Annotated in this window: 23 protein-coding genes; 16 read left to right on the top strand and 7 right to left on the bottom strand. The window is 41.6% G+C overall.

The annotated features are described in order from the left end of the window. The first annotated feature begins 858 nt into the window (after positions 1-858). Together AC5JL8_RS12910 and AC5JL8_RS12905 are read left to right on the top strand one after the other, a co-directional pair. Positions 859-1,551 carry a conjugal transfer protein TrbI gene (locus AC5JL8_RS12910; protein WP_495880173.1) on the top strand — a complete coding sequence of 231 codons (693 nt, stop codon included), beginning with the start codon at positions 859-861 and terminating at the stop codon, positions 1,549-1,551. Between the two features lie 360 nt (positions 1,552-1,911). Then, complete coding sequence (locus tag AC5JL8_RS12905) at positions 1,912-3,156, top strand: S-layer homology domain-containing protein (protein ID WP_495880172.1); 1,245 nt, start codon at positions 1,912-1,914, stop codon at positions 3,154-3,156. Positions 3,157-3,272: 116 nt separating this feature from the next. On the opposite strand, the gene AC5JL8_RS12900 is transcribed toward AC5JL8_RS12905, so the two are convergent. Next, a complete protein-coding gene (locus tag AC5JL8_RS12900) occupies positions 3,273-4,619 on the bottom strand; it encodes a GAF domain-containing sensor histidine kinase (RefSeq protein ID WP_495880171.1) in 1,347 nt (448 codons plus the stop codon). A 286-nt stretch (positions 4,620-4,905) separates the two neighbouring features. On the opposite strand from AC5JL8_RS12900, the gene AC5JL8_RS12895 reads away from it, so the two are divergent. Further along, complete coding sequence (locus tag AC5JL8_RS12895; RefSeq protein WP_495880170.1) at positions 4,906-5,223, top strand: DUF3155 domain-containing protein; 318 nt, start codon at positions 4,906-4,908, stop codon at positions 5,221-5,223. Between the two features lie 428 nt (positions 5,224-5,651). On the opposite strand, the gene AC5JL8_RS12890 is transcribed toward AC5JL8_RS12895, so the two are convergent. Both AC5JL8_RS12890 and AC5JL8_RS12885 read right to left on the bottom strand, forming a co-directional pair. Then, positions 5,652-6,182, bottom strand: coding sequence for a cofactor assembly of complex C subunit B (locus AC5JL8_RS12890; protein ID WP_495880169.1), 531 nt, complete (start codon positions 6,180-6,182; stop codon positions 5,652-5,654). 53 nt (positions 6,183-6,235) lie between these two features. Beyond that, a complete protein-coding gene (locus AC5JL8_RS12885) occupies positions 6,236-6,583 on the bottom strand; it encodes a PadR family transcriptional regulator (RefSeq protein ID WP_495880168.1) in 348 nt (115 codons plus the stop codon). Positions 6,584-7,101: 518 nt separating this feature from the next. Between AC5JL8_RS12885 and AC5JL8_RS12880 the strand changes: the two genes are divergently transcribed. The 5 genes from AC5JL8_RS12880 (at position 7,102) to rpsN (ending at position 11,459) form a co-directional block, all read left to right on the top strand. Then, positions 7,102-7,680, top strand: coding sequence for a DUF3611 family protein (locus tag AC5JL8_RS12880; protein ID WP_495880167.1), 579 nt, complete (start codon positions 7,102-7,104; stop codon positions 7,678-7,680). Between the two features lie 134 nt (positions 7,681-7,814). After that, the gene (gene serS / locus AC5JL8_RS12875; RefSeq protein ID WP_495880491.1) at positions 7,815-9,095 is read left to right on the top strand and encodes a serine--tRNA ligase; all 1,281 of its coding nucleotides are present in this window, start codon (positions 7,815-7,817) and stop codon (positions 9,093-9,095) included. A 153-nt stretch (positions 9,096-9,248) separates the two neighbouring features. Further along, positions 9,249-10,346, top strand: coding sequence for an RIP metalloprotease RseP (gene rseP / locus AC5JL8_RS12870; protein ID WP_495880166.1), 1,098 nt, complete (start codon positions 9,249-9,251; stop codon positions 10,344-10,346). Continuing rightward, complete coding sequence (gene nth, locus AC5JL8_RS12865) at positions 10,322-10,999, top strand: endonuclease III (RefSeq protein ID WP_495880165.1); 678 nt, start codon at positions 10,322-10,324, stop codon at positions 10,997-10,999. Before rseP ends, nth begins: the two co-directional genes overlap by 25 nt. Positions 11,000-11,156: 157 nt before the next feature. Further along, on the top strand, positions 11,157-11,459 hold the full coding sequence (gene rpsN, locus AC5JL8_RS12860) for a 30S ribosomal protein S14 (protein WP_495880164.1): 303 nt from the start codon (positions 11,157-11,159) through the stop codon (positions 11,457-11,459). 76 nt (positions 11,460-11,535) lie between these two features. On the opposite strand, the gene AC5JL8_RS12855 is transcribed toward rpsN, so the two are convergent. After that, positions 11,536-11,865, bottom strand: coding sequence for a DUF8822 family protein (locus tag AC5JL8_RS12855; protein ID WP_495880163.1), 330 nt, complete (start codon positions 11,863-11,865; stop codon positions 11,536-11,538). A 102-nt stretch (positions 11,866-11,967) separates the two neighbouring features. Between AC5JL8_RS12855 and aat the strand changes: the two genes are divergently transcribed. The 3 genes from aat (at position 11,968) to AC5JL8_RS12840 (ending at position 13,050) form a co-directional block, all read left to right on the top strand. Next, positions 11,968-12,543: a leucyl/phenylalanyl-tRNA--protein transferase gene (gene aat, locus AC5JL8_RS12850; RefSeq protein ID WP_495880162.1), complete on the top strand. Its 576-nt coding sequence runs from the start codon at positions 11,968-11,970 to the stop codon at positions 12,541-12,543. A gap of 119 nt (positions 12,544-12,662) precedes the next feature. Further along, positions 12,663-12,854 carry a DUF6888 family protein gene (locus tag AC5JL8_RS12845; protein WP_495880161.1) on the top strand — a complete coding sequence of 64 codons (192 nt, stop codon included), beginning with the start codon at positions 12,663-12,665 and terminating at the stop codon, positions 12,852-12,854. Next, entirely contained in the window at positions 12,838-13,050 is a 213-nt protein-coding gene (locus tag AC5JL8_RS12840) for a DUF6887 family protein (protein WP_495880160.1), read from the top strand. Before AC5JL8_RS12845 ends, AC5JL8_RS12840 begins: the two co-directional genes overlap by 17 nt. 28 nt (positions 13,051-13,078) lie before the next feature. Here the strand turns inward: AC5JL8_RS12840 and AC5JL8_RS12835 are convergent, their stop codons facing one another. Both AC5JL8_RS12835 and AC5JL8_RS12830 read right to left on the bottom strand, forming a co-directional pair. Continuing rightward, entirely contained in the window at positions 13,079-13,888 is an 810-nt protein-coding gene (locus tag AC5JL8_RS12835; protein WP_495880159.1) for a DUF3598 family protein, read from the bottom strand. 57 nt (positions 13,889-13,945) lie between these two features. Continuing rightward, the gene (locus tag AC5JL8_RS12830) at positions 13,946-14,848 is read right to left on the bottom strand and encodes a cell division protein FtsX (protein ID WP_495880158.1); all 903 of its coding nucleotides are present in this window, start codon (positions 14,846-14,848) and stop codon (positions 13,946-13,948) included. A gap of 220 nt (positions 14,849-15,068) precedes the next feature. Between AC5JL8_RS12830 and def the strand changes: the two genes are divergently transcribed. Further along, the gene (gene def, locus AC5JL8_RS12825) at positions 15,069-15,632 is read left to right on the top strand and encodes a peptide deformylase (RefSeq protein WP_495880157.1); all 564 of its coding nucleotides are present in this window, start codon (positions 15,069-15,071) and stop codon (positions 15,630-15,632) included. A gap of 12 nt (positions 15,633-15,644) precedes the next feature. Continuing rightward, complete coding sequence (locus tag AC5JL8_RS12820; RefSeq protein WP_495880156.1) at positions 15,645-15,848, top strand: hypothetical protein; 204 nt, start codon at positions 15,645-15,647, stop codon at positions 15,846-15,848. Between the two features lie 205 nt (positions 15,849-16,053). On the opposite strand, the gene AC5JL8_RS12815 is transcribed toward AC5JL8_RS12820, so the two are convergent. Further along, on the bottom strand, positions 16,054-16,401 hold the full coding sequence (locus AC5JL8_RS12815; protein WP_495880155.1) for a hypothetical protein: 348 nt from the start codon (positions 16,399-16,401) through the stop codon (positions 16,054-16,056). On the opposite strand from AC5JL8_RS12815, the gene AC5JL8_RS12810 reads away from it, so the two are divergent. The 3 genes from AC5JL8_RS12810 to AC5JL8_RS12800 all read left to right on the top strand — a co-directional run bounded on the left by AC5JL8_RS12810 (position 16,392) and on the right by AC5JL8_RS12800 (position 20,513). Beyond that, entirely contained in the window at positions 16,392-17,195 is an 804-nt protein-coding gene (locus tag AC5JL8_RS12810) for a PD-(D/E)XK nuclease family protein (RefSeq protein ID WP_495880154.1), read from the top strand. The genes AC5JL8_RS12815 and AC5JL8_RS12810 overlap by 10 nt on opposite strands. A gap of 138 nt (positions 17,196-17,333) precedes the next feature. Beyond that, entirely contained in the window at positions 17,334-17,996 is a 663-nt protein-coding gene (locus AC5JL8_RS12805) for a GNAT family N-acetyltransferase (RefSeq protein ID WP_495880153.1), read from the top strand. Positions 17,997-18,122: 126 nt separating this feature from the next. After that, the gene (locus AC5JL8_RS12800; RefSeq protein ID WP_495880152.1) at positions 18,123-20,513 is read left to right on the top strand and encodes a single-stranded-DNA-specific exonuclease RecJ; all 2,391 of its coding nucleotides are present in this window, start codon (positions 18,123-18,125) and stop codon (positions 20,511-20,513) included. Positions 20,514-20,624: the final 111 nt, after the last annotated feature.

Genomic DNA, 20,624 nt, shown 5'->3' with positions numbered 1-20,624 from the left:
ATTTTTGATTGTTTACTTGTTTATTTGTAAAAGAAGCAGGCAAATAACTAGGAATTCTATTCGCTGAGGCTGTCTAGTGTAAACTAGCTAAAGCTTTTTACATGCACCACAAAAATCAAATAATCCTCTGGTTAAGCCGTGTATACATGGGTAGGAGAGGAAGAGTAAAGGCAAATTGGTTTCACCTTAGCTGATTGATGAGAGTTAACTGAACAATTTTGCCTTCAATACGAAAAAACTAAATATTTCTTCAGATTAACCCCCAGTTTTACCACATTGCTCACTCGATTCAAGAAGGAATAGTCGAGGAATTTTCAGCACCTAAGTTATCTAACGAAAGTAAGCTTAGATAGGAAGTCGTAAGTCCAGAGACGATATCACTGTGGATAATTTGAAAAAGCAAACCCGCGTAGGTGAGTTTCGTTTGTATAGCCAAGCCAGCGCGCCCTTGGTGGTTCCCCGTTGTAGCACTGGCGCGTCATTTCTAATTGCTAGGTATTTCTTGATACGCTAATTCTTAATTTTTAATACTCAAAAATAAATCTACAATGTAAGTGAGAGTTCACACTCAGCCTATTCGCTTGTATTTCAGCAGTATATATAGTATTAGGCAGAGGTAAACTGTTTAGGAACAATCTCACCAAAGTTTTCGTCATATGCTATATGTGTGAGCGTTGTGAACTGAGTAATGGACGTGCGTTAGCAATAGAAATGTTGAGGAACAATCGCAAATACTCCTCGCTGAAAAAGCACCCTTACCTTGAGAATACCCCTGTAGATAGGTTTAAAAATATTCAGAAACAATCTCAGTAAATCTGCGTCAATAAATATCTCACAGATATAAACGGAAACTCTACTATGACACTTTTTTATCGTTGGAAATCTGGAACCGCTGCACTGATGGCAATGGCAATTACCACAGGTGCAATTACTCCTCTATTTACCTCTACCCCTGCTAATGCTCAATACAATATTGGTCAATCTAGAACAATTACTATTCCTAATAATGTAACATTGCCTGTTACCTACGAGAAAGAAAAAGTAATTGTGAATCCAGGGGAGACTTTACCTCTAACTCTGAAAATAGAAAGCGATATTATCGATAGAAACAGACAGGTATTGATTCCTCGTGGAACTGAAGTTGTTGGCAGACTAGAACCTGTAAATCTGGATGGACGTTATTCCAGTGATAGAAATAATAACCAGAATAAAGGTGTGAGGTTTGTAGCGCAAGAATTAGTATTTGCTTCTGGCCGGCGTCAGCAAATTAATGCAACTTCTCGAACAGTTACCCAAACTGAAAGAATCTCGCAGGGTTCAGATACTGGAAGTATCTTAACAGATGCAGCGATTGGTGCAGGTGCTGCTAGTGTAATCTCTTTAATTACAGGTAACCGCAAAATTGAAGTTTTAGAACCTATTATTGGTGCGGCGGCTGGTGCTGGAGCAAGTATACTGTTACGGAAAAAACAAGCTGATGTTTTCGTCTTGCGGCCTGAACAGGATTTAGATGTCACTTTGACCTCTAGTTTGGTACTATCCCGCTACTAGGCTTAACTCAATTTAAGTCGTGACTTTAATCATCCCCAATCTGCGATCGCCACTTTAACTATTGTGTGCGATCGTTTAATTTTTTACAGTCAAAAAATCTTATTGTTCAGCAACTATTCTAGCAATATATCGTCTTGTTCAATATCTATGATTGTTAGTATACCGCTTTTAGCGTAGAGAATAGATAATTAGCTAATACCATGATTATCTATTTTTTAGATAATTGTAAATTGATATTTTTTATGGATTTGTTACTAAAATAATGCTTTATGTGAAACTTGAATATTTTAGGAACATTTTACTTGATAAAGTGTCTAATTAATTAACAGAAAATAAAAAAACTTTAGGACGAAAAAATAAATGTTTGCTTTAAATCATTGGCAATCTGGCACAGCCGCACTCATGGCTTTAAGTATTACAGCAGGAGCTGTAGCACCCTTTATTGCAGTTACTCCATCTTTAGCTCAAACTACTTTTTCTGATGTTTCATCTAACTACTGGGCAGCACAATTTATTCAACAGTTATCACAGCGAGGTGTAATTGCTGGATTTCCTGATGGCAGTTTTCGTCCAGAAGAACCGGTGACACGCGCTCAATTTGCCGCTATGGTCAACAAAGCTTTCCAAAAAGCACCACAACGGCAAGCCATCAATTTTATTGATGTGCCAAGCAATTATTGGGCATCCAGTGCCATTCAGCAAGCCTATACCATCGGTTTCTTGTCAGGATATCCTGGAAATCGCTTCGAGCCTAACCAAGCTATTCCTCGCCAGCAGGTTTTGGTTTCCCTTGCCAACGGTTTGGAATACACTCCCAACAGAAATGTTGAAAGCACTCTGCAATACTTTAATGATGCTGCTAACATCGCTAGCTATGCCCGTAGTCCCATCGCGGCGGCGACTGAGAAACAAATTGTAGTCAACTATCCTAATGTTAATTTCTTGAATCCGACTACAACCGCTACGCGGGCACAGGTAGCAGCTTTTATCTACCAGGCATTAGTTAGTGCTAATCAAGCCTCAGCAATTAACTCTCCGTATATTGTGGCTGTTCAACCAACCACACCCACAACGCCTGTCGCCGTCACAATTCCTCAAGGAACTGCTATTCCTGTCAAGTATGACAAGGCTGAAAAAATCCTCGTCACTAAGGATGAAACTGCACCTTTGACACTGACGGTGGCGCAAAACGTGGTTACACAGGAGGGAGCAGTAGTAATTCCTGCTGGTAGTCAGGTGATTGGACAACTTAAACCCGCTCAAGGTGGTTCTCAATTCGTTGCCCAGAGACTGGTTTTAACCACAGGGCAAGAGTATCAGCTTAATGCCACTTCTGAAGTGATTACCAAAACACAAACAGTCAACAAAGGTACAAGTACTGGCACTATCATTCAGAATACCGTCTTGGGCGCAGGAGCAGCGGCTGCGGTATCAGCAGTCACGGGCGATCGCGCGATCGCTACAGAAGAAGTTCTGGGTGGGGCTGGTATCGGTGCGTTGATTGGGTTGTTCTTTGGTAAAAGCAGCGTTGATTTAATTGCAATTGACCCAGACACCGACCTCCAAATGACAATCAATCAAAATTTGCTGGTATCACTCAGATAGGCTTCAGTTATTAGCTATTGCTTATTTACAAGTGATTAATTTTCAGTAGTGCTGAGTACTGAGGCTGTTTGTGCGCTCGTGCAATTCATTTTAGTTTTTTAATCAGCACTTGTTACTCAGGAATCAGCACTGTTTCGGTGAACTTCAGGTAACCAAATAATAAACGTAGTTCCCGGTGTCTTAGGTGATGTAATCAGCGAATTAATTGCAGGGCTAAAAACTTCAATCTTGCCCTGCATTTGTTCTATTAATTGTTTGGCAATCGCTAGCCCCAAACCTGTGCCAGGTATTTCTGTTTTTGCTTGTACACCACGGTAATGACGCTCTCCAAGATGTTCTAAATCTTGCGGAGGAATCCCAGGACCTGTGTCACTGATAGAAATTCCTTGAAAATTATCTTTTTTTTGTCCTAGCTGAACTAGAATCTTACCACCAGCAGGAGTATATTTCAAGGCATTATCAATTATATTACTTATTACCTCTTGTAATGCTTTGATATTAGCGCGTACTAAAGGTAAATTTCGAGGAATTTTAGTTATCAGTTGTAGATTTCGTTCCTGTGCAATAGCTTTAGCTGAGATTAACAATGGTGTTAACAAATCTGCTAAAGAGCAGTCAGCTACTTTATCTCCTGTTCCTGGCAATAAAAGGGCTGGTTTAGATTCTTTTTGAATAGTCGCTTCTACGAATTCTCGGTTTTCTGGCAGCGAGAGTGGAGCTAAATCTGCCTGTGTCAAGTCAATAGCTTGATCAAACTGTTGCAATAATTCTTGGAGGCGATCGCTTTCTCGGACTATATTGGTTGCGACATCTCGGTTAGGATCTCCTGGCCGCAATCGCTTGATCAGTAGTTTACCAAAGGTTCTTAATGCTGTTAAGGGATTGCGAAACTGGTGCAATAAATTATCTAACAAATCGCGCTGCTGTTCTTGCAGGATTTGTTGTTGATGTAGCTCATGCTGTAACCATGCTCGACGCTGATCCAAAATACAGGCGATCGCCAGCGTTTGGGCTATCCTTTGAATTTCATTTTGCTCTTGCTCACTCCATGCCCTGTCTTCCCTACCTGTCACCAGTAACCCCATCATCACACCCTCATGGATTAGAGGCAAAACCATTTGGTTGCTACTGAGCATATATTCCTCTGGCATCCCAGATTCCTGTGATGAGCTAGAAGATTCCGACCCTGGTGCCAATAATTTTCTGGGATACTGGGGTAATGCCAAAATATTTCCTACTTGAAGTTGCCTACATCCTGTCGCCTCAGTAGCATCCTCCCCTGGAGGTAATATTGCCGTCTCTGGATAAATCACCACAGGAATTAATTTCGCCTGATCTGTAGGAGCTTCTACCAATTCTTGTGTTAGATAGACAACACTTAACGATGCTCCAAGCCCTTGGGTTAGTAGTGCTATTTGCTCTCGGCACAGAGCAACAAAATCAGAACTGGCAGACATTAACATTTTTTAGAATATTGCTCAGAATTACAGACTTTGAGGGTACATTAAAGAAGAGGCTTAATTTTTCACAGATCATTTAATAAAGCTTAACTAAATCTTTTTAGTAATGGTTTGCGCCAGGAAATTATATATTTCCTAATTTTGATTTATCTGCCCTTAAATTAAAGATATTATTTTTGCTGTATCAAAAGGTGAAAAACGGTTGATTTTTTGAACTAGAACCTATATAATTACGACGTATTTTGTAGCTAACACTACAATTTATAGCTTGAAAGAGGAGGAAAATAGGTTGGCCAGGAGACGGAAGCGCAAAAGTCGTCGTCGCCAAGAAGGGCGGCGAATTCTAGAGCACGTGCCTCAATATAGCATCGAAAGTGGCGAAGAAAAACCAGTTACAGCAGCTAGAAAATTTATTCTAGCTGAAGGAATTGCCCCACCTGCATTGCTACTGGTAAAGCGGAACGAACACACCACAGACCGTTATTTTTGGGCAGAAAAAGGACTATTTGGTGCTCAATACGTAGAAGAAAATCATTTCTTGTTTCCCAGCTTGAGGATCTTAGAAGCTCCTGCTGGTCAGGAAACATTAGCTTTGGCTAGTCGCTGACGCACGAATGCTTAATTTACGTATTGCATACGGCTTCTGACAATCATTTAACTGGCAAAATTGCTCATGTTATGCCAAATTTTCATTTTTTTAGTTTGTAGTTGATTTGCCAGTAGAGCTAGTCCAGGTAATCGGACAATCAACTCATCTCAAACCATGCTTGTTTGCACGGGTTGATTTATAGTCTGATCATGCAGAAGGGAGTCAGAATAGAGCGAAACGTGTCTATAAGCAAGAGCGAAGTTGCACGCTCAATTAGTGGATTGCTCAGAACGCTCTATCAAAAGATATAGTTTTTCCCTACGATATAATATCGTAGGGTAATTGACATATTATTACTTGTCTTTTCAGCTCCCTAATGCCTGTCTCCGGAAAATTTTGTCAGAAGCCTGCATCTCATACTAATGGATGATTGATAACATCAATAGTTATTCAATAAGTTTTAACTGTAGCGCCCTCTGTAACTCAATGAGTTCGTCCCGATGGGCAATTACAGTCATTTTACTTGAGGAGTATTGCTCATTTGGTCTGGCTTCCAATTTGAGCGATACTTTCTCAAGTCTTCCAGCTTTTTTCCAATAAAAAAGGCCACTCAAAGGCGACAGCAATAGTATGCCTACAAACAAGGCACTAAAGCTAGGAAACAGCAGTGATAAAACCAATGATAGACAAACAAGACCAATCGATGCCAACAGTGTCAAAAACACTGCCAAAAACCAGCTTGGTTTAACAAACCCTTCAAAAGTCACTTGGTTTTTTTCTCGGTCTATCGCTGCCACTCGATAAGACCGGGAGCGAAAATACTCTTGTAATTGAGGCATTAAAGTAGCTTCGTCTTGCTCAGATATCAGTTGTGCTGTTTGGGTGCGGTCTTTAGTTGAGGCACGAATAAAGAAAAACAGCCCAACCGATAACAAAAAGGTTAGCAGCAATGTGGATGGCAGAATAGCAGTATCCATAAAAAAGTACTTACTGTTTGACTGGAGGAGACTTATTCATTATCAATTATTCGTTAATTTGTCCTTTGATTGATGTAGTCTAACCAAAGTTGAGCTAAATCCTGTGATTGAACTTGCCATTCTGGAGAAACTTGGTACATTCGTCTAGGGCGTCCCCGCCCTTCGAGTTTTTTCCAATACCCAGTGATTGCTCTTTGGTCTTCGAGAAATTTGATCGCACTGTAAAGCACGGTATCCGAAAGCCTATAGGTTGGGTTTTCAGTCTCCAATCGCTGGATCAACTCGGTTCCGTAGGATTCACCTTGTAGTAAAACATACAGAATGTAACAAACTGCTAGTTCCTGACAGAGGTAAGTTGGCGGAGGATTCTCAAAGAATTGATATATATCCTCAAGTTTCATGGTTAGTGAATGGCTAAAAAAATGTCTTAGGGTGGTATATACAATGCTTGTAGTTAGTATACAGCGCTACCGAAGTAGGCTAAGTATATAACGCTACTTAGGCAGAATTTCTAAAGGGTAGACATCAAACGATGACCCACGCTGATTAAAGTTGTGGGACGAGTGTGTGAGTTTAAGGAACGCAAAATACTGCGTTCCTACCCAAGCTCAAGACGGTGTGGTGAGGAGCGATTAAGACCTTGGCTTTGCTGCCGTCTTAGTGTCAAGTGATGCCGAGCTGGTTAGAACTGCTTAAGCATAAGCTGCTATCGAAGAAATTTTACAGGTAAAATGCAATTTTGTCTGTAAAACTTAATAAACACTTTTTTTACAGTAATTATGCCAGTGCAGACCTTAAAATATGGTGACTAGGGGCTGGATACTGGGGAATAGAGAAGAGTTTTCTTAATATCTGATACCTAATATCTAATACCTAATACCCAGCCCCTGTAGAAGCGCCTAGCACATTGGTTACCAATATGTCACAAAACTCTGACGCTACAGCGTCTTCCTCTAATCTTCGGGCAATTGGCCAAAAGTTCCGTCTTACAGGTTGGATTAGTTTTTGGTTCCAGCTAGTACTAGGCGTGGTTTCTGGTGTAATTCTGCTGCTGTTTGCTATCTCTAGTCAAAGACCTGGTAGTACAGGTAATAATGCAGGAGCGGGATTTGGTATCTTTCTGGCAATTTGTGGGCTGGTTGCCTTGGGTGTAGGTATTTATTTGGCTTACCGTTATACGAGATTAGGTAATCAATTGCTATCTGCTAATCCCAACAACCGTCCGCGTAAAAGCGAGACTGTACAAGTATTACGCTTAGGTATAATGGTAAATTTGCTAGGAATACTATTGACTTTGTTAGGGGCACAGGCGATTGTAGGAACTCTAGCAGCCAGAGCCATTACTCAAACTCAAATTTTCTTTGCTCCTCAAGGTAACCAACCATTCATCAGTGGTTTGGATATGTTTGTAGTGCAGGCAAACACAAACACAGTCATGGCTCACTTTGCAGGACTGATTGCCTCGCTGTGGCTCCTCAATCGGATTACTCGGCCTTAGAAGGGATATTTAATCATTGGCAAGATTGGCAGAGCAAAATTTTTGTATTTGCAATTCCTGTCATGGCAAGCCAAAATCAGTATATGCTGATGTTTTGGCAGGAAGATACTAGGCGAAAGACAAAAGAAAAATCTGTGCTGGATATTAAGCAAATACGGGAAAATCCCCAATTGATTCAAGAGCGGTTGAATACTCGTAGTGGTAAATATGACATTCAACCGATATTACAGCTAGATCAGCAACAACGGGAACTAGAGGCGGCACGCAGTCAGCTCCAAGCCCGGAGTAATGAAATTGGTAAAATCGTCGGACAAAAGATTAAATCTGGAACCAATCCTCAATCTCCAGAAATTCAATCTTTGCGAGATGAGGGTAACTCCATTAAAACTCAATTAAGCGAACTGGAACCGCAAGAAAGAGAACTCAAAGCTGAAATTGAGCAATTGTTGTTGGCAATCCCCAATTTACCCAGTGAATCTACACCCATCGGTAAAAGTGAGGAAGAGAACGTAGAAGTTCGCCGTTGGGGTGATGAGTACATTCCTCAGAACAAGAATATTCTCCCGCATTGGGAAATTGGGGAAAAGCTGGGTATTCTCAATGTTGCACGAGCTGTAAAAGTTGCCCAAAGTCGCTTTGTGGCTCTAATAGGTGCTGGTGCGGCCTTAGAGAGGGCATTAATTCAATTTATGCTGGCTCTCCAGACTGAAGCTGGTTATATAGAAGTCAGCCCGCCAGTTTTAGTGAATACCGAGTCTTTGACAGCCACTGGTCAGCTACCCAAGTTTGCTGAAGAAAGCTTTAAATGCGCTGACGATGACTTGTGGCTAATTCCAACGGCGGAAGTTCCGGTTACTAACCTCTACCGGGGGGAAATTCTCGCTGCTGAAGACTTACCTATTTATCACTGTGCTTATACGCCTTGTTTTCGCCGTGAAGCTGGAAGTTATGGGCGAGATATGCGGGGATTAATTCGCCTACATCAATTCAATAAAGTCGAACTGGTCAAGTTTGTCCATCCGAGCCATTCTTTTGATGAACTAGAAAAATTGGTGGGAAATGCAGAGGCGATTTTACAAGCTTTACAGTTACCTTATCGAGTCATAACTTTATGCACTGGGGATTTAGGATTCTCATCAACCAAAACTTATGATTTAGAGGTTTGGTTGCCCTCGTCTGGCAAATACCGCGAGATTTCTAGCTGTTCCAATTTTATAGACTTCCAGGCACGACGGGCTGACATTCGCTTCAAAGAAGCAGGGAAGAAGGGTACTCAGTTTGTACATACCCTCAACGGTTCTGGGTTAGCTGTGGGACGTACAATGGCAGCAATTTTGGAGAATTATCAACAACCGGATGGGACGGTAAAGATACCAGAAGCTCTGCAACCTTACTTAGGACGTGAAATATTGTAATCAGCAATTAGCCATCAGCCATCAGTCTGTATGCTCATGACCGATATCTACCGCGAAAATATTCCATACAGACAAGTAAATCCAAGTTCAAGCCAGTTACACATTTTAGAATGAAGATAGTTATATAGCTTAATATCTTCACTAATTTGATCTATGTCAGTTTTAGCAGCGATCGCAGTCTTAGCTGTTTTGATCTTGGTACACGAACTAGGACATTTCATTGCAGCACGTTCTCAGGGCATTCATGTTAACCGTTTTTCTTTGGGTTTTGGGCCAATTTTATGGAAATACCAAGGGCCGCAAACTGAATATGCTATCCGTGCTTTTCCTTTAGGTGGCTTTGTGGGCTTTCCTGATGATGATCCAGATAGCGATGTTCCCCCTAATGACCCGAATCTGCTGCGTAATCGTCCGATATTAGATCGAGCGATCGTGATTAGCGCGGGCGTGATTGCAAATTTAATATTTGCCTATCTCCTATTAGTAGGACAGGTGAGTTTTGTCGGGGTAGGACAAGCCAGCCAACCTGGAGTCTTAATCCAACAGCTAGCACCAGAAGTAAGTTCTGTAGCAGCTAACGCTGGAATTAAGCCAGGAGATGTCATCTTAGCGGCTAATCAAAGAGAATTTGGCACTTCTTTGCAAGAGATAGACGCTTTTAGAGACTTAATTAAAACTAATGCAGGTAACTCAATTCAACTCGAAATTGCCCGTGGCGACGAAAGGTTATCTGTAAACGTGGTTCCGGAGGCGAAATCCAATGGCGGTACTATTGGTATTGGCCTTTCTCCCAACGGTAAAGTTGAGCGTCGTCGTATTGTCAATCCAATAGAAGCTTTGAAGTTTGGTGCTACAGAATTTCAGCGGATTGTGCTTTTGACATTTAAAGGTTTTGGGCAACTGATCACTAACTTTGGCGAAACTGCTAACCAAGTAGCTGGCCCAATTAAAATTGTCGAAATTGGTGCGAATATTGCCCAAAATGATACAGGCAGTTTGTTCTTCTTTGCAGCACTGATCAGCATTAACCTAGCAGTTATTAACATTTTGCCTCTACCAGCTTTAGATGGGGGACAACTCGCTTTTCTATTGATTGAAGGTCTGCGCGGTAAGCCCCTACCCAACCGCATTCAAGAAGGTGTTATGCAAACTGGTTTGGTGCTACTGTTAGGACTAGGAATTTTTCTGATTGTCAAAGAAACTACCCAATTAACAACCCAGTTGGAGTGGGTACAAAAATTGTTCCAGTGACCATTACTCACAAACCGCCATCTAAGAAGCAACGGACGCTAGAAATTCTGACTCGCTTAAAGCGTCTTTATCCGAATGCAACTTGCTCTTTAAACTACTCAACACCAGTGCAGCTTTTAGTGGCAACAATTCTCTCTGCACAGTGTACAGATGAGCGAGTAAATAAAGTGACACCAGCTTTATTTAGTCGATTTCCTGATGCTGCGAGTTTAGCAAATGCTGATTTGACAGAGTTAGAAGAGTTGGTGCGTTCGACCGGGTTTTATCGCAATAAAGCGAAGAATATTCAAGCCGCGTGTCGAATGATTGTCACCGAATTTGATTCTGTGGTTCCCAACCAAATGGAAGAGTTGTTAAAGCTTCCAGGTGTGGCGCGAAAGACGGCTAATGTAGTTCTTGCTCATGCTTATGGTATTAATGCTGGGGTGACGGTCGATACTCATGTCAAGCGCCTCAGCAATCACTTGGGTTTAACAAAACACACAGACCCTGTTCATATTGAGCAAGATTTAATGAAGTTATTGCCACAATCAGATTGGGAAAATTGGTCAATTCGGCTGATTTATCACGGACGTGCTATCTGTAAAGCTCGTTCCCCTGTTTGCCTTGCTTGTGATTTGGCGGATCTCTGCCCAGCTGCTAACAAAAATTAGTGAACAGTTAACACTAAGAGAAAGCTAGCACTATACTTTGAGGTGGGAAGAAACCCGAAGTACAATAAAGCTGATATCTGTTGAGGGCAAAAGAGGCTAAAAGCCTATCATAACTGTAGAATGGAAAATGCTGTCTTTAAATTAAGTTAGAGAATGTATGGCCAAAAAGAGCATGATTGAGCGCGAGAAAAAACGCGCCAAGTTGGTAGAAAAGTATGCTGAAAAGCGGGAAGCGTTACAAATAGAGTTTGAAAGCGCCGAATCTCCCCTTGATAAGCTAGAAATTCACCGAAAACTTCAACAACTACCCCGTAATAGCGCACCAACCCGCCGCCGCAACCGTTGCTGGGTAACAGGGCGTCCTAGAGGTGTTTATCGTGACTTTGGGCTATCTCGGAACGTTTTGCGAGAATGGGCACACGAAGGTCTATTGCCCGGAGTAGTTAAGTCTAGTTGGTAATCATTGGTCATTAGTCATTAGTCATTAGTCATTAGTCATTGGTTATTTACTAAGGACAAATGACAAATGACAAAGATCATTGACCGCAACACCGATCAATCCCCAGACTTTCTAAGAGTAGATCGCTGACAGCGTTAGCGATCGCAAACTCTCCATAAAAACTTTTGGAAAAATCAAACGCCTGCATCTCTGTAACAATGGCAATTACCAGAGAACCAAGGTCGTTTTCTCCTTCCATACGTTGTCGCATAAAAATCTGGGCGGCGCGTTGGGCAATTTTTTGATTGACTATTTCCGGCAGAAATTCTGCATCCAGCCACCGCAGCAGGCGTTGTTGTAACCATTCACCTTCAAGCTGGGGATTTTCAGCCGGGGGTAGGGTGATCGGTGGAATTGGTTCTGTCATCTTGATTTACCTTCAACGCAGAGGAACTAAGAGGAATGCAGAAGATGACTGTTAGCATCAAGTTGCATTCTCAGTCAGGCTTTTTTGATTATTTGCTTAACTATGCAATATGATATCGCCGCTATTATTCAAGGCTATGCTCAAGGCTATTTTCTCATGGCCGACGACACTGAAGGCTTGGCTTGGTATGGTAGTCGCGATCGCACGTTAATTCCTTTAGATGAAAGATTTCGCTATCCTACATCCTTGCGGCGCATCCTAAATCAAGAACGGTTTGCGATCGCAATTAATCGTGATTTTAAAGCTGTGGTAGCTGGGTGTGCTAACCGCGAAACAACTTGGATTTCGCCAGAACTACAAAGAATTTATTGGCTTCTTTACCAGACGGGTTATGCTTATAGCTTTGAAACTTGGGACGGTGACGAACTCGCTGGAGGAATTTTAGGAATTGTGATTGGCGGTGCTTTCATTGGAGAATCAATGTTTTACCGCATTAGCGAAGGCTCAAAAGTAGCAATGGTAAAGTTGGTAGAAAGGTTGCGTCAGAGGCAATTTGTGCTATTTGACGCTCAAATGATGAATCCCCACCTGGAAAGATTTGGTGCTTATCGCGTTACTGATGCAGAATATCAAGCTTTACTCAACAAAGCATTGCATAGCCCTTGTACATTTGTATAAAGGATGACTAAGCTTTTAAAATAGTTTTTGTCTTTTAGTTATTTGTTTAGATCCCTTCAAGCCAATACGGTACGACTTTTACGGTAAGGTGGTACTCGCTATCATATACATAAAAGTGTATGCCTACCGCAGAACAGGCTCTAGCCTGTGTCAAAGTATGCCAAATGCTATCAAATGGGTATCAGCCTATCCATGTATTTCGGTATAACCAAAATACCAAGACAGTATTTATTCTTGCTGGTGTGACTGAGAGCCTGGAGATTTTGATTTTTGCCGATGGTCAATGGAGGTTCAATGATGACGAAGCCTGACTTTAGCCGAATGACCCGCCAAGAACTGAGAGCTTACGTTTTAGCACATAGAGAGGATGATGAGGCAATTGAAGCACTAATCAAACGTGGTAATCCTAACAGTCCGAAGTACCGATTTCCTCAAACTGACGAGGATTTGAAGGAAATGGCACAGATACTTAAGAGAAAACTGGATAGCAGCGAAGAAGCAGTTTAACACTCGTTAAAGTGAAACTGTTACACTCCTAAATTCTTTCTTCTGTAACTAAGGTGAGGCTCACCCATTCGCCTTTATCATCGTAGCTGCGAATCATTCTTTGGCGCAGATTTGGCTGAATTAACCAACCCACCTCTAAGATAAAACTTTGGCGTAAATTTACCTTAAGTGGAGAAGTAGCAGAAGCGCCACCAGGGAGCAGCAATACTTGCATCTGCTTTTGTGGATCTTGATCGAAATGGATGATAGACCCTTTAATGGTAGCGGTAGAAGTAATTGTATGTTCGCCAAAAGAAAGACTTTGAAAAAAGCGCCCAGCTTCATCAATTTGTAATTTCAGGGTTGTCGAGACAGTATTAGGAGAACGCAAATCTGTGTATATTGTTATTGCTTCACCTTGCCATTCTCCTAACAAGTCATCTATTTGCACAGCAGGACTTTCTCGTGCTTCAGTACCAGCTAAATGTTCTCGAATTAAGGTAAGTTTGTCTAGCTGACCGTTTTTATCAAACAGTTGCACCAAACGCAAACGGCGGTTTTCATGAATCAAACCTAGTTCTGCACCAAATTCGGTAAATGGTGCAAGTTGAATAGAACCTTGAGAAAATGCCCCATTTTCAAACAACAGAGTATTCTTTCCCAGAGAACTGTATTCTAGAACCAAATCTTTTTGCCCCTGACGGCGGACAATTTGGCGCATTGTCTGATTGTTGTTCAATCCTTCAAAGGAAACAACACTTTTAATATCTTCTTTTAGTTCACCTTGGGGCGAGAACCGGGTGAATGAACCTTGCCATTCACCAAGGTTTAGCAGCAAACGTTCCCATTGAGATGTCATATTAATTCGTAATTCGTAATTCGTAATTCGTAATTAAGATATACTCCAAAAAGCTTGCTAACTTTTAGCGAAACGCCGTACAGCGAATAAACTACCCATTAATCCTACAGCTGCACCAAAGCTCAAGAGAATCAAAGGTAATAATAATATTTGTGCTGGAGTGAGTTGCACACCTTTTGTAATAAATTGAATCAACTCAGGTTGATTGACTAGCAATTTTCCTAAAAACTGTTGAATTAGTGAAATAAAACTCCAAGCGATCGCACCACCAAGTAAGCCAAAACTTATACCTTGCAAAATAAACGGTAAGTATATCCAAGCAGCAGTTGCACCGACTAGTTGCATAATTTCAATTTCCTGACGACGTGCCATCACAATCAGCCGAATAGTAATGCTAGTAACGGCGATCGCAGTTAAGGTCAGAATAATAGTAATTGTCAAAGTAATCCAGTTCAGTCCTTTGTGCAACTGGGCGATGCGTTTGACTGCTTCATCTACATACTGCACTAGATCAACTCCTGGCAACTTAGCTAATTGCGTCGCTAAAGTAGGTACAACCTCAGAGTTACGTGCTTTGATCTGCAACTCATCAACTAGCGGATTCTCCCCTAACTGTTGATTTGCACCTTCAATATCAGAAATTCCTAATTCTTTAACTAACTTAGTCCAAGCTTGCTCTTTGGTAATTATTTGCATTGCTACCACTTCTGGCATTTTTGCTACTAGTGGTTCAATACTTGCGGCTGGTGTACCCGAATCGAGATAAACTGCTACTTCCATTTGGCTACCGAATTGGTTGAGTAGCTTTTCTAATTGCCAAGAAGTTTGCAGACTCATACCAAATAAAAATAGCAATACCGTTACAGTACTGACAGCTGCCCAATTCATCCAACCTCCACGCAGCAAACCGAGGAAAGTTTCTTTGAGTAAGTAATCAAGTTTCGTCAGAAATTTCAACATACATTACCCCAATATCTAAATTTCGTAGTTAGTCTCGCAGGTAATTTTCTAGGCTTTATGCGAGAGTACATCACCCTTTATACTCGACACTGCGTAAGCAACAGAAATAATTGCGTTAGAAATTTAACCAAAAGGAGATTTTGGGATCACACCTGGGTAACGAGTGGAGATTGATAGAATTGAAGTATCAGGAATGTTCAAAAACTAGCCATAGAGAATCATGCCCTCCGAAATTGCTGTCGAGAAAAAAAAGTTAAAAAATCCTCCTTTGGAACTTCACTATTTAGGCGATCGCGTTCTCCGTCAACCGGCAAAGCGCATTGCGAAAATAGATGATGAACTGCGCCAACTGGTACGCGAAATGCTGCAAACTATGTACAGCAAAGATGGCATTGGTTTGGCTGCACCACAAGTAGCAATAAATAAACAATTAATTGTGATTGACTGCGAACCAGATAACGCAGCTAACCCACCACTGGTATTGATTAACCCCACGATTAAACAAGTGAGCCGCGACATCTGCGTTGCTCAAGAAGGCTGTTTGAGTATTCCGGGCGTCTACTTGGACGTAAAGCGCCCTGAAGTGGTAGAGATTGCTTATAAAGATGAATATGGCCGTCCAAAGACTTTAAAAGCTAATGACTTACTCGGACGCTGCATTCAGCACGAAATGGATCACCTCAACGGTGTCGTATTTGTAGACCGCGTGGATAATTCCTTGACTTTGGCCCAGGAGCTATCTAAAAATGGCTTCTCGTATCAAGCTGTGAAACCAGTAGCGTAGGGTGGTCTAGTAGTGTATTTAACTCCAAAAAGCGGTTTATTTTTAGGCGGTTCTTGTGTAACAGCGATCGCGGCTGTCGGTTCAATTTTTGAACTCAGTTCTGGACAACCAGATTTAGGCGTGCAAATGACTGCGATTATCCTAGCATTGAGCATTCCACTCACAGGATTATTTTTTGTTGCCGCAGTTAGGGACGCAAGGGCTAACATTAAATAAGCATCAGGTACATAAAAAGGTAAGGGGATGGAAAAACAAAGTTAATTCATCCTTTTACCTTTTATTTTTTATCTTTTACATCCCCTAAAGCTTTTGGTATCAATACTTGCGCTGCTGTTAGCCCTGTCGCCTCAGTAATGTTCTTCGCTTCATCAGGTGTAGGCAATCGCAGTGCTTTTAAGAACTCACCTGTATATGTAATAGACTACAGGCTTTCGTTAACGAGGCTTTGATACTCGTGAATGAGTCTTTGAACTCCGTTAACGAGGCTTTGAACTCCGTTAATGAGTCTTTGAACTCCGTTAATGAGTCTTTGATACTCGTGAATGAGTCTTTGAACTCCGTTAACGAGGCTTTGATACTCGTGAATGAGTCTTTGAACTCCGTTAACGAGTCTTTGATACTCGTGAATGAGTCTTTGAACTCCGTTAACGAGTCTTTGATACTCGTGAATGAGGCTTTGAACTCCGTGAACGAGGCTTTGAACTCCGTGAACGAGGCTTTGAACTCCGTTAACACTGCGATCGCTTCTAAAATATAAGAATGCTGACAACTTCAAATCAACTATTACGAATTTCCCAAGGACAACTTAACTTATTAGAACGTTGTCCTCGTCAGTTTCAACATACTTACTTAGAAAGCCTCAATTCTCCCGCAGATCCAGAACAGGAAGAACGACAAACTTTAGGTAGTCGCTTTCACTTGCTGATGCAACAGCGCGAAATGGGTTTACCAATTCATAGCTTTTTGCAAGCGGATACCCAACTACAAAGCTGGATGACAGCTTTTGCCAATGCTGCACCAGAAATTTTAACACCTGCTGCCAATAGCCAAACTTTCCGGGAAAGCGAACACTACCGCACCCTACAAGTTCAAGATTATTTACTCACTGTTATTTATGATTTATTAATTGCAGATAATCAAAAAGCACAAATTCTAGACTGGAAAACTTATCCTAAACCACCAGACAAACGCAAATTAGAACGGAACTGGCAAACACGTCTTTATATGTATGTTTTGGCAGAAACTAGCGATTATTTGCCAGAAAATATTTCTATGACTTATTGGTTTGTTCAGTCTGAAGGCAAACCGCAGAACATTAAATTTAGTTACAGTAATGCCCAGCATCAGAAAACAGCAAAAGAACTTAATGATTTGTTAAGCGATTTAACTTATTGGCTGGAACGTTACCAAAAACAAGAGCAATTTCCCCAATTACCAGTAGGAAATAAAGCCTGCAATTTTTGTCAATTTGCCACTCGCTGCCAACGTACACAAAATGATGCGGAAGCAATAGCTAGCAATACACTGCCAAATATCAACAATATTCAAGAAGTTTCACTTTAATAATTGTAGGGTAGACATTAAGCACTATTTCCGGGTTTTGGTAGACAATGCTTACCCTACGTTCTCCATTCCTGGCAAAATGGATATCACTAAACTTTAAAAAATATCTATATTTAAGTAATCACAATTTTAAGCAGTATGACAAACGTTGATGACATGGGGACAGTTTATGTCCGTGAATTAGGAATTGACGACATAGCCCCCGTCTACCACTTGGGAGAAGGACTATTTACGAGTGATTTATATCCTTATTTATATAGAACTTGGGATGAATGGGAAGTAATAGGACTTTACAATACAGATCCAGAATATTGCTTAGTAGCTGAAATAGATGAGGAACTAGCAGGATTCATTTTAGGAACCATCATCACCAAAGCATCTTGGACTTATGGATATATTCTCTGGCTGGGAGTGAATCCTATGTTTCAGCGTCGGGGAGTAGCAGATAAATTAGTTGATAAAATTGTCGCCCGGATGATCGAAGATGGGGCGCGGTTCATGCTGGTAGACACCGATCCTACCAACGTTCCCGCAGTGAAGTTTTTCAACCGCAAAGGTTTTGGAAATATCCGTCAGCATATTTTTCTGTCGATGAATTTAAGCAAGCATGAACACTACGGCAGACTGATTGATTATGAACATCAAAAAGCTGAAAGAGCAGGTTATCGGCGAGCTGCTCCGCAACGCGTACCACGAACCCGCCCAGCTATTCGTGCCCGTAAGACTGATGGATTTGCTAGCGATGCAGTACTCAATCCTTTAGTTAATGAAATTACAACAGAAGACCAAGCACCGATTTAATTGGGACTGGGTATTGGGCATTGGGGACTGGGGAGAAAGATTTTTATGCTCTCGTTGTAGGCTCTTGCCTATAAGGTTCTATTTTAGATTTAGAAATTTTTGGAATTTTTAATTTTAAATTTTCAAATGCAGTGGATTCTAGCGGCAACTGAACAAGCACCAGAGTGGTTTATTCAAAGTGTGAAAAAGTATACACCTGCATCAGGTGGAGTTTTTGCAGCGCAATTATTGTGGCAACGGGGAATACAAGATAGCTCACAATTAGAAGCATTCGTCAACTATAAAGCTTATCAACCAGCCAGCCCCTTTGAGTTTGGTCAAGAAATGCATCTAGCAGTGGAACGATTGCAACAAGCACGCAATGCTGGTGAGAAAATTGCCATTTGGGGAGACTTTGACGCTGACGGTATAACCTCTACATCTGTGCTATGGGATGGTTTGGGGCAATTTTTTGTGCAAAATGCTCAGTTAATTTACTACATTCCTAATCGTCTCACGGAATCTCACGGACTCAATCTTTCAGGAATTGATAACTTAAAAAAACAAGGTTGTACATTAATTGTCACTTGCGACACTGGCAGCACAAATATAGATGAAATTATTTATGCCAAACAGTTAGGTATTGATGTCATAGTTACAGACCATCACACATTACCCGCAGAACGTCCACCAGTAACAGCGATTATCAACCCCCGTAATTTGCCCAATGAACATCCGCTGTTTAATTTGTCTGGGGTGGCGGTAGCTTACAAGTTGGTAGAAGCCTTGTATTTAACCTTGCCTGATGTGCCTCAAAATCCATTGGCAGATTTGTTGGATTTAGTAGCAGTAGGTTTAATTGCCGACTTGGTAGAGCTAAGTGGAGATTGCCGATATTTGGCGCAATTGGGAATTCAAAGACTACAGGAAGATTTTAAACAACCACCAACAGCTAGGCGACGTCCGGGGGTGGGGAGATTATTAGAATTGTGCCAAAAAAGTGGCGATCGCCCCACAGATATTTCCTTTGGTTTGGGGCCGCGCATCAATGCAGTTAGCCGCATTCAAGGTGATGCTAGCTTTTGTGTAGAACTACTCACCAGCCGGGATGTGAAACGTTGTAATGAACTCGCAGAAGATACAGAACTAGCTAACGCCCGCCGTAAGTCTTTGCAGAAAGATGTACAAACTCAAGTTGCACAAAAACTTACCCAATTAGATTTATCTACCACCAGTGCGATCGTTCTGGAAGATTCCCAATGGCCCGTAGGCGTTTTAGGCTTAGTCGCCGGACAAGTAGCACAAGAAACAGGCCGCCCCACGATTTTATTGAGTACAGAAGTAGCAGGGGAGCAGGGGAGCAGGGGAGCAGGGGGAGAAATTATTACTCAGGACTCAACACTCAACACTCAACACTCAGCACTCAGCACTCAGAACTCAGCACTCTCATTAGCCCGTGGTTCTGCCCGTTCGGTGAATTCGGTCGATTTATATCAATTAGTTAAAGACCAAGCACATCTATTGCATCGCTTTGGGGGACATCCCTTTGCGGCGGGTTTGAGTCTGGCGGTGGAAAATATTCCCTTATTTACAGAAGCAATTAATCAAAGGTTACGGCAATCTTTAGGTGGTAAAAATCTAACGCCTACAGTGCAAGCAGACATAGCGGTCACAGTAGGTGATTTAGGGAAAGAATTATTTTTAGAACTAAAAGTATTAGAACCTTGTGGAATGGGTAATCCTGTTCCAAAACTGTTGATTCAAAACTGCTGGTTTGAAAATGCTTGGCATCGCAATCAACAAGATTCCCAAGGGAAAAAAGTACAGTACATCAAAACCGAGTTTGATATCCGGGATGATTCCAGCAGAAATGCTTTTCCGGGTATTTGGTGGGGACACTACAAAGATGAATTACCCATAGGTAGATGTGATTGCATAGCCGAACTGGACTATAACACCTTTAAAAAACGCTATGAAATCAGATTAATTGCCGTCCGTCCCAGCGCTAACTCAGTACTCAGCACTCAAAACTCAGCACTCATCTTAGACTGGCGCAATCAAGAACACTCAGAAATCACAACTCACAACTCCGCACTGATCCTCGAAGAATGCCCAACTAGTTGGGATGATTTACGTGCTTGGTGGAAACGCTCAGTTTACAATAACCAAAAACTTGTGATCGCCTGGTCTAAACCCAATCATCAACCACCCGCCCAAATTTGGCTTACCCTTGTCGGAATTGCCAAATACCTCAGCCGCACCAATCAACTAGTTACTCGCGTCCAACTGTTAGAGAAACTGGGCATCGGCGACCAAACCTTACTTTTAGGAATCAGAGCTTTAAAATATTTAGGATTCACACTTCAACGCCAAGACAATTATTTGAGAATTAGTCAAGAATCTAAAAATGCCTCGGAAACTCAAGCTGATGCGGCTGCTACTAAATTTTTAGCTGCTGTGCGCGAAGAACAATTTCAGCGGGAGTATTTTGCAGAAGTACCTCTATCTACTATTGTGGCGATGGTTAATACTCAGTAGTCTGTTTGATGTACGTGAGCGGGCGATCGGATTTAATAATAACTTCCTATTTAATCAACCATAATTTTGGTTAAATCATCCTCGTTATCTGGGAATCCTGGAAGAAAGGAG

Source organism: Mojavia sp. (assembly GCF_059505145.1).
This window is presented reverse-complemented; position numbering and strand designations above follow the sequence as displayed.

Bases quoted from the DNA above. Each gene is read 5' to 3' on its own strand.
- AC5JL8_RS12910 (WP_495880173.1), top strand. From the start codon at position 859: ATGACACTTTTTTATCGTTGGAAATCTGGAACCGCTGCACTGATGGCA.
- AC5JL8_RS12905 (WP_495880172.1), top strand. From the start codon at position 1,912: ATGTTTGCTTTAAATCATTGGCAATCTGGCACAGCCGCACTCATGGCT.
- AC5JL8_RS12900 (WP_495880171.1), bottom strand. From the start codon at position 4,619: ATGTTAATGTCTGCCAGTTCTGATTTTGTTGCTCTGTGCCGAGAGCAA.
- AC5JL8_RS12890 (WP_495880169.1), bottom strand. From the start codon at position 6,182: ATGGATACTGCTATTCTGCCATCCACATTGCTGCTAACCTTTTTGTTA.
- AC5JL8_RS12885 (WP_495880168.1), bottom strand. From the start codon at position 6,583: ATGAAACTTGAGGATATATATCAATTCTTTGAGAATCCTCCGCCAACT.
- AC5JL8_RS12880 (WP_495880167.1), top strand. From the start codon at position 7,102: ATGTCACAAAACTCTGACGCTACAGCGTCTTCCTCTAATCTTCGGGCA.
- rseP (WP_495880166.1), top strand. From the start codon at position 9,249: ATGTCAGTTTTAGCAGCGATCGCAGTCTTAGCTGTTTTGATCTTGGTA.
- rpsN (WP_495880164.1), top strand. From the start codon at position 11,157: ATGGCCAAAAAGAGCATGATTGAGCGCGAGAAAAAACGCGCCAAGTTG.
- AC5JL8_RS12855 (WP_495880163.1), bottom strand. From the start codon at position 11,865: ATGACAGAACCAATTCCACCGATCACCCTACCCCCGGCTGAAAATCCC.
- aat (WP_495880162.1), top strand. From the start codon at position 11,968: ATGCAATATGATATCGCCGCTATTATTCAAGGCTATGCTCAAGGCTAT.
- AC5JL8_RS12845 (WP_495880161.1), top strand. From the start codon at position 12,663: ATGCCTACCGCAGAACAGGCTCTAGCCTGTGTCAAAGTATGCCAAATG.
- AC5JL8_RS12840 (WP_495880160.1), top strand. From the start codon at position 12,838: ATGATGACGAAGCCTGACTTTAGCCGAATGACCCGCCAAGAACTGAGA.
- AC5JL8_RS12835 (WP_495880159.1), bottom strand. From the start codon at position 13,888: ATGACATCTCAATGGGAACGTTTGCTGCTAAACCTTGGTGAATGGCAA.
- AC5JL8_RS12830 (WP_495880158.1), bottom strand. From the start codon at position 14,848: ATGTTGAAATTTCTGACGAAACTTGATTACTTACTCAAAGAAACTTTC.
- def (WP_495880157.1), top strand. From the start codon at position 15,069: ATGCCCTCCGAAATTGCTGTCGAGAAAAAAAAGTTAAAAAATCCTCCT.
- AC5JL8_RS12810 (WP_495880154.1), top strand. From the start codon at position 16,392: ATGCTGACAACTTCAAATCAACTATTACGAATTTCCCAAGGACAACTT.
- AC5JL8_RS12805 (WP_495880153.1), top strand. From the start codon at position 17,334: ATGACAAACGTTGATGACATGGGGACAGTTTATGTCCGTGAATTAGGA.
- AC5JL8_RS12800 (WP_495880152.1), top strand. From the start codon at position 18,123: ATGCAGTGGATTCTAGCGGCAACTGAACAAGCACCAGAGTGGTTTATT.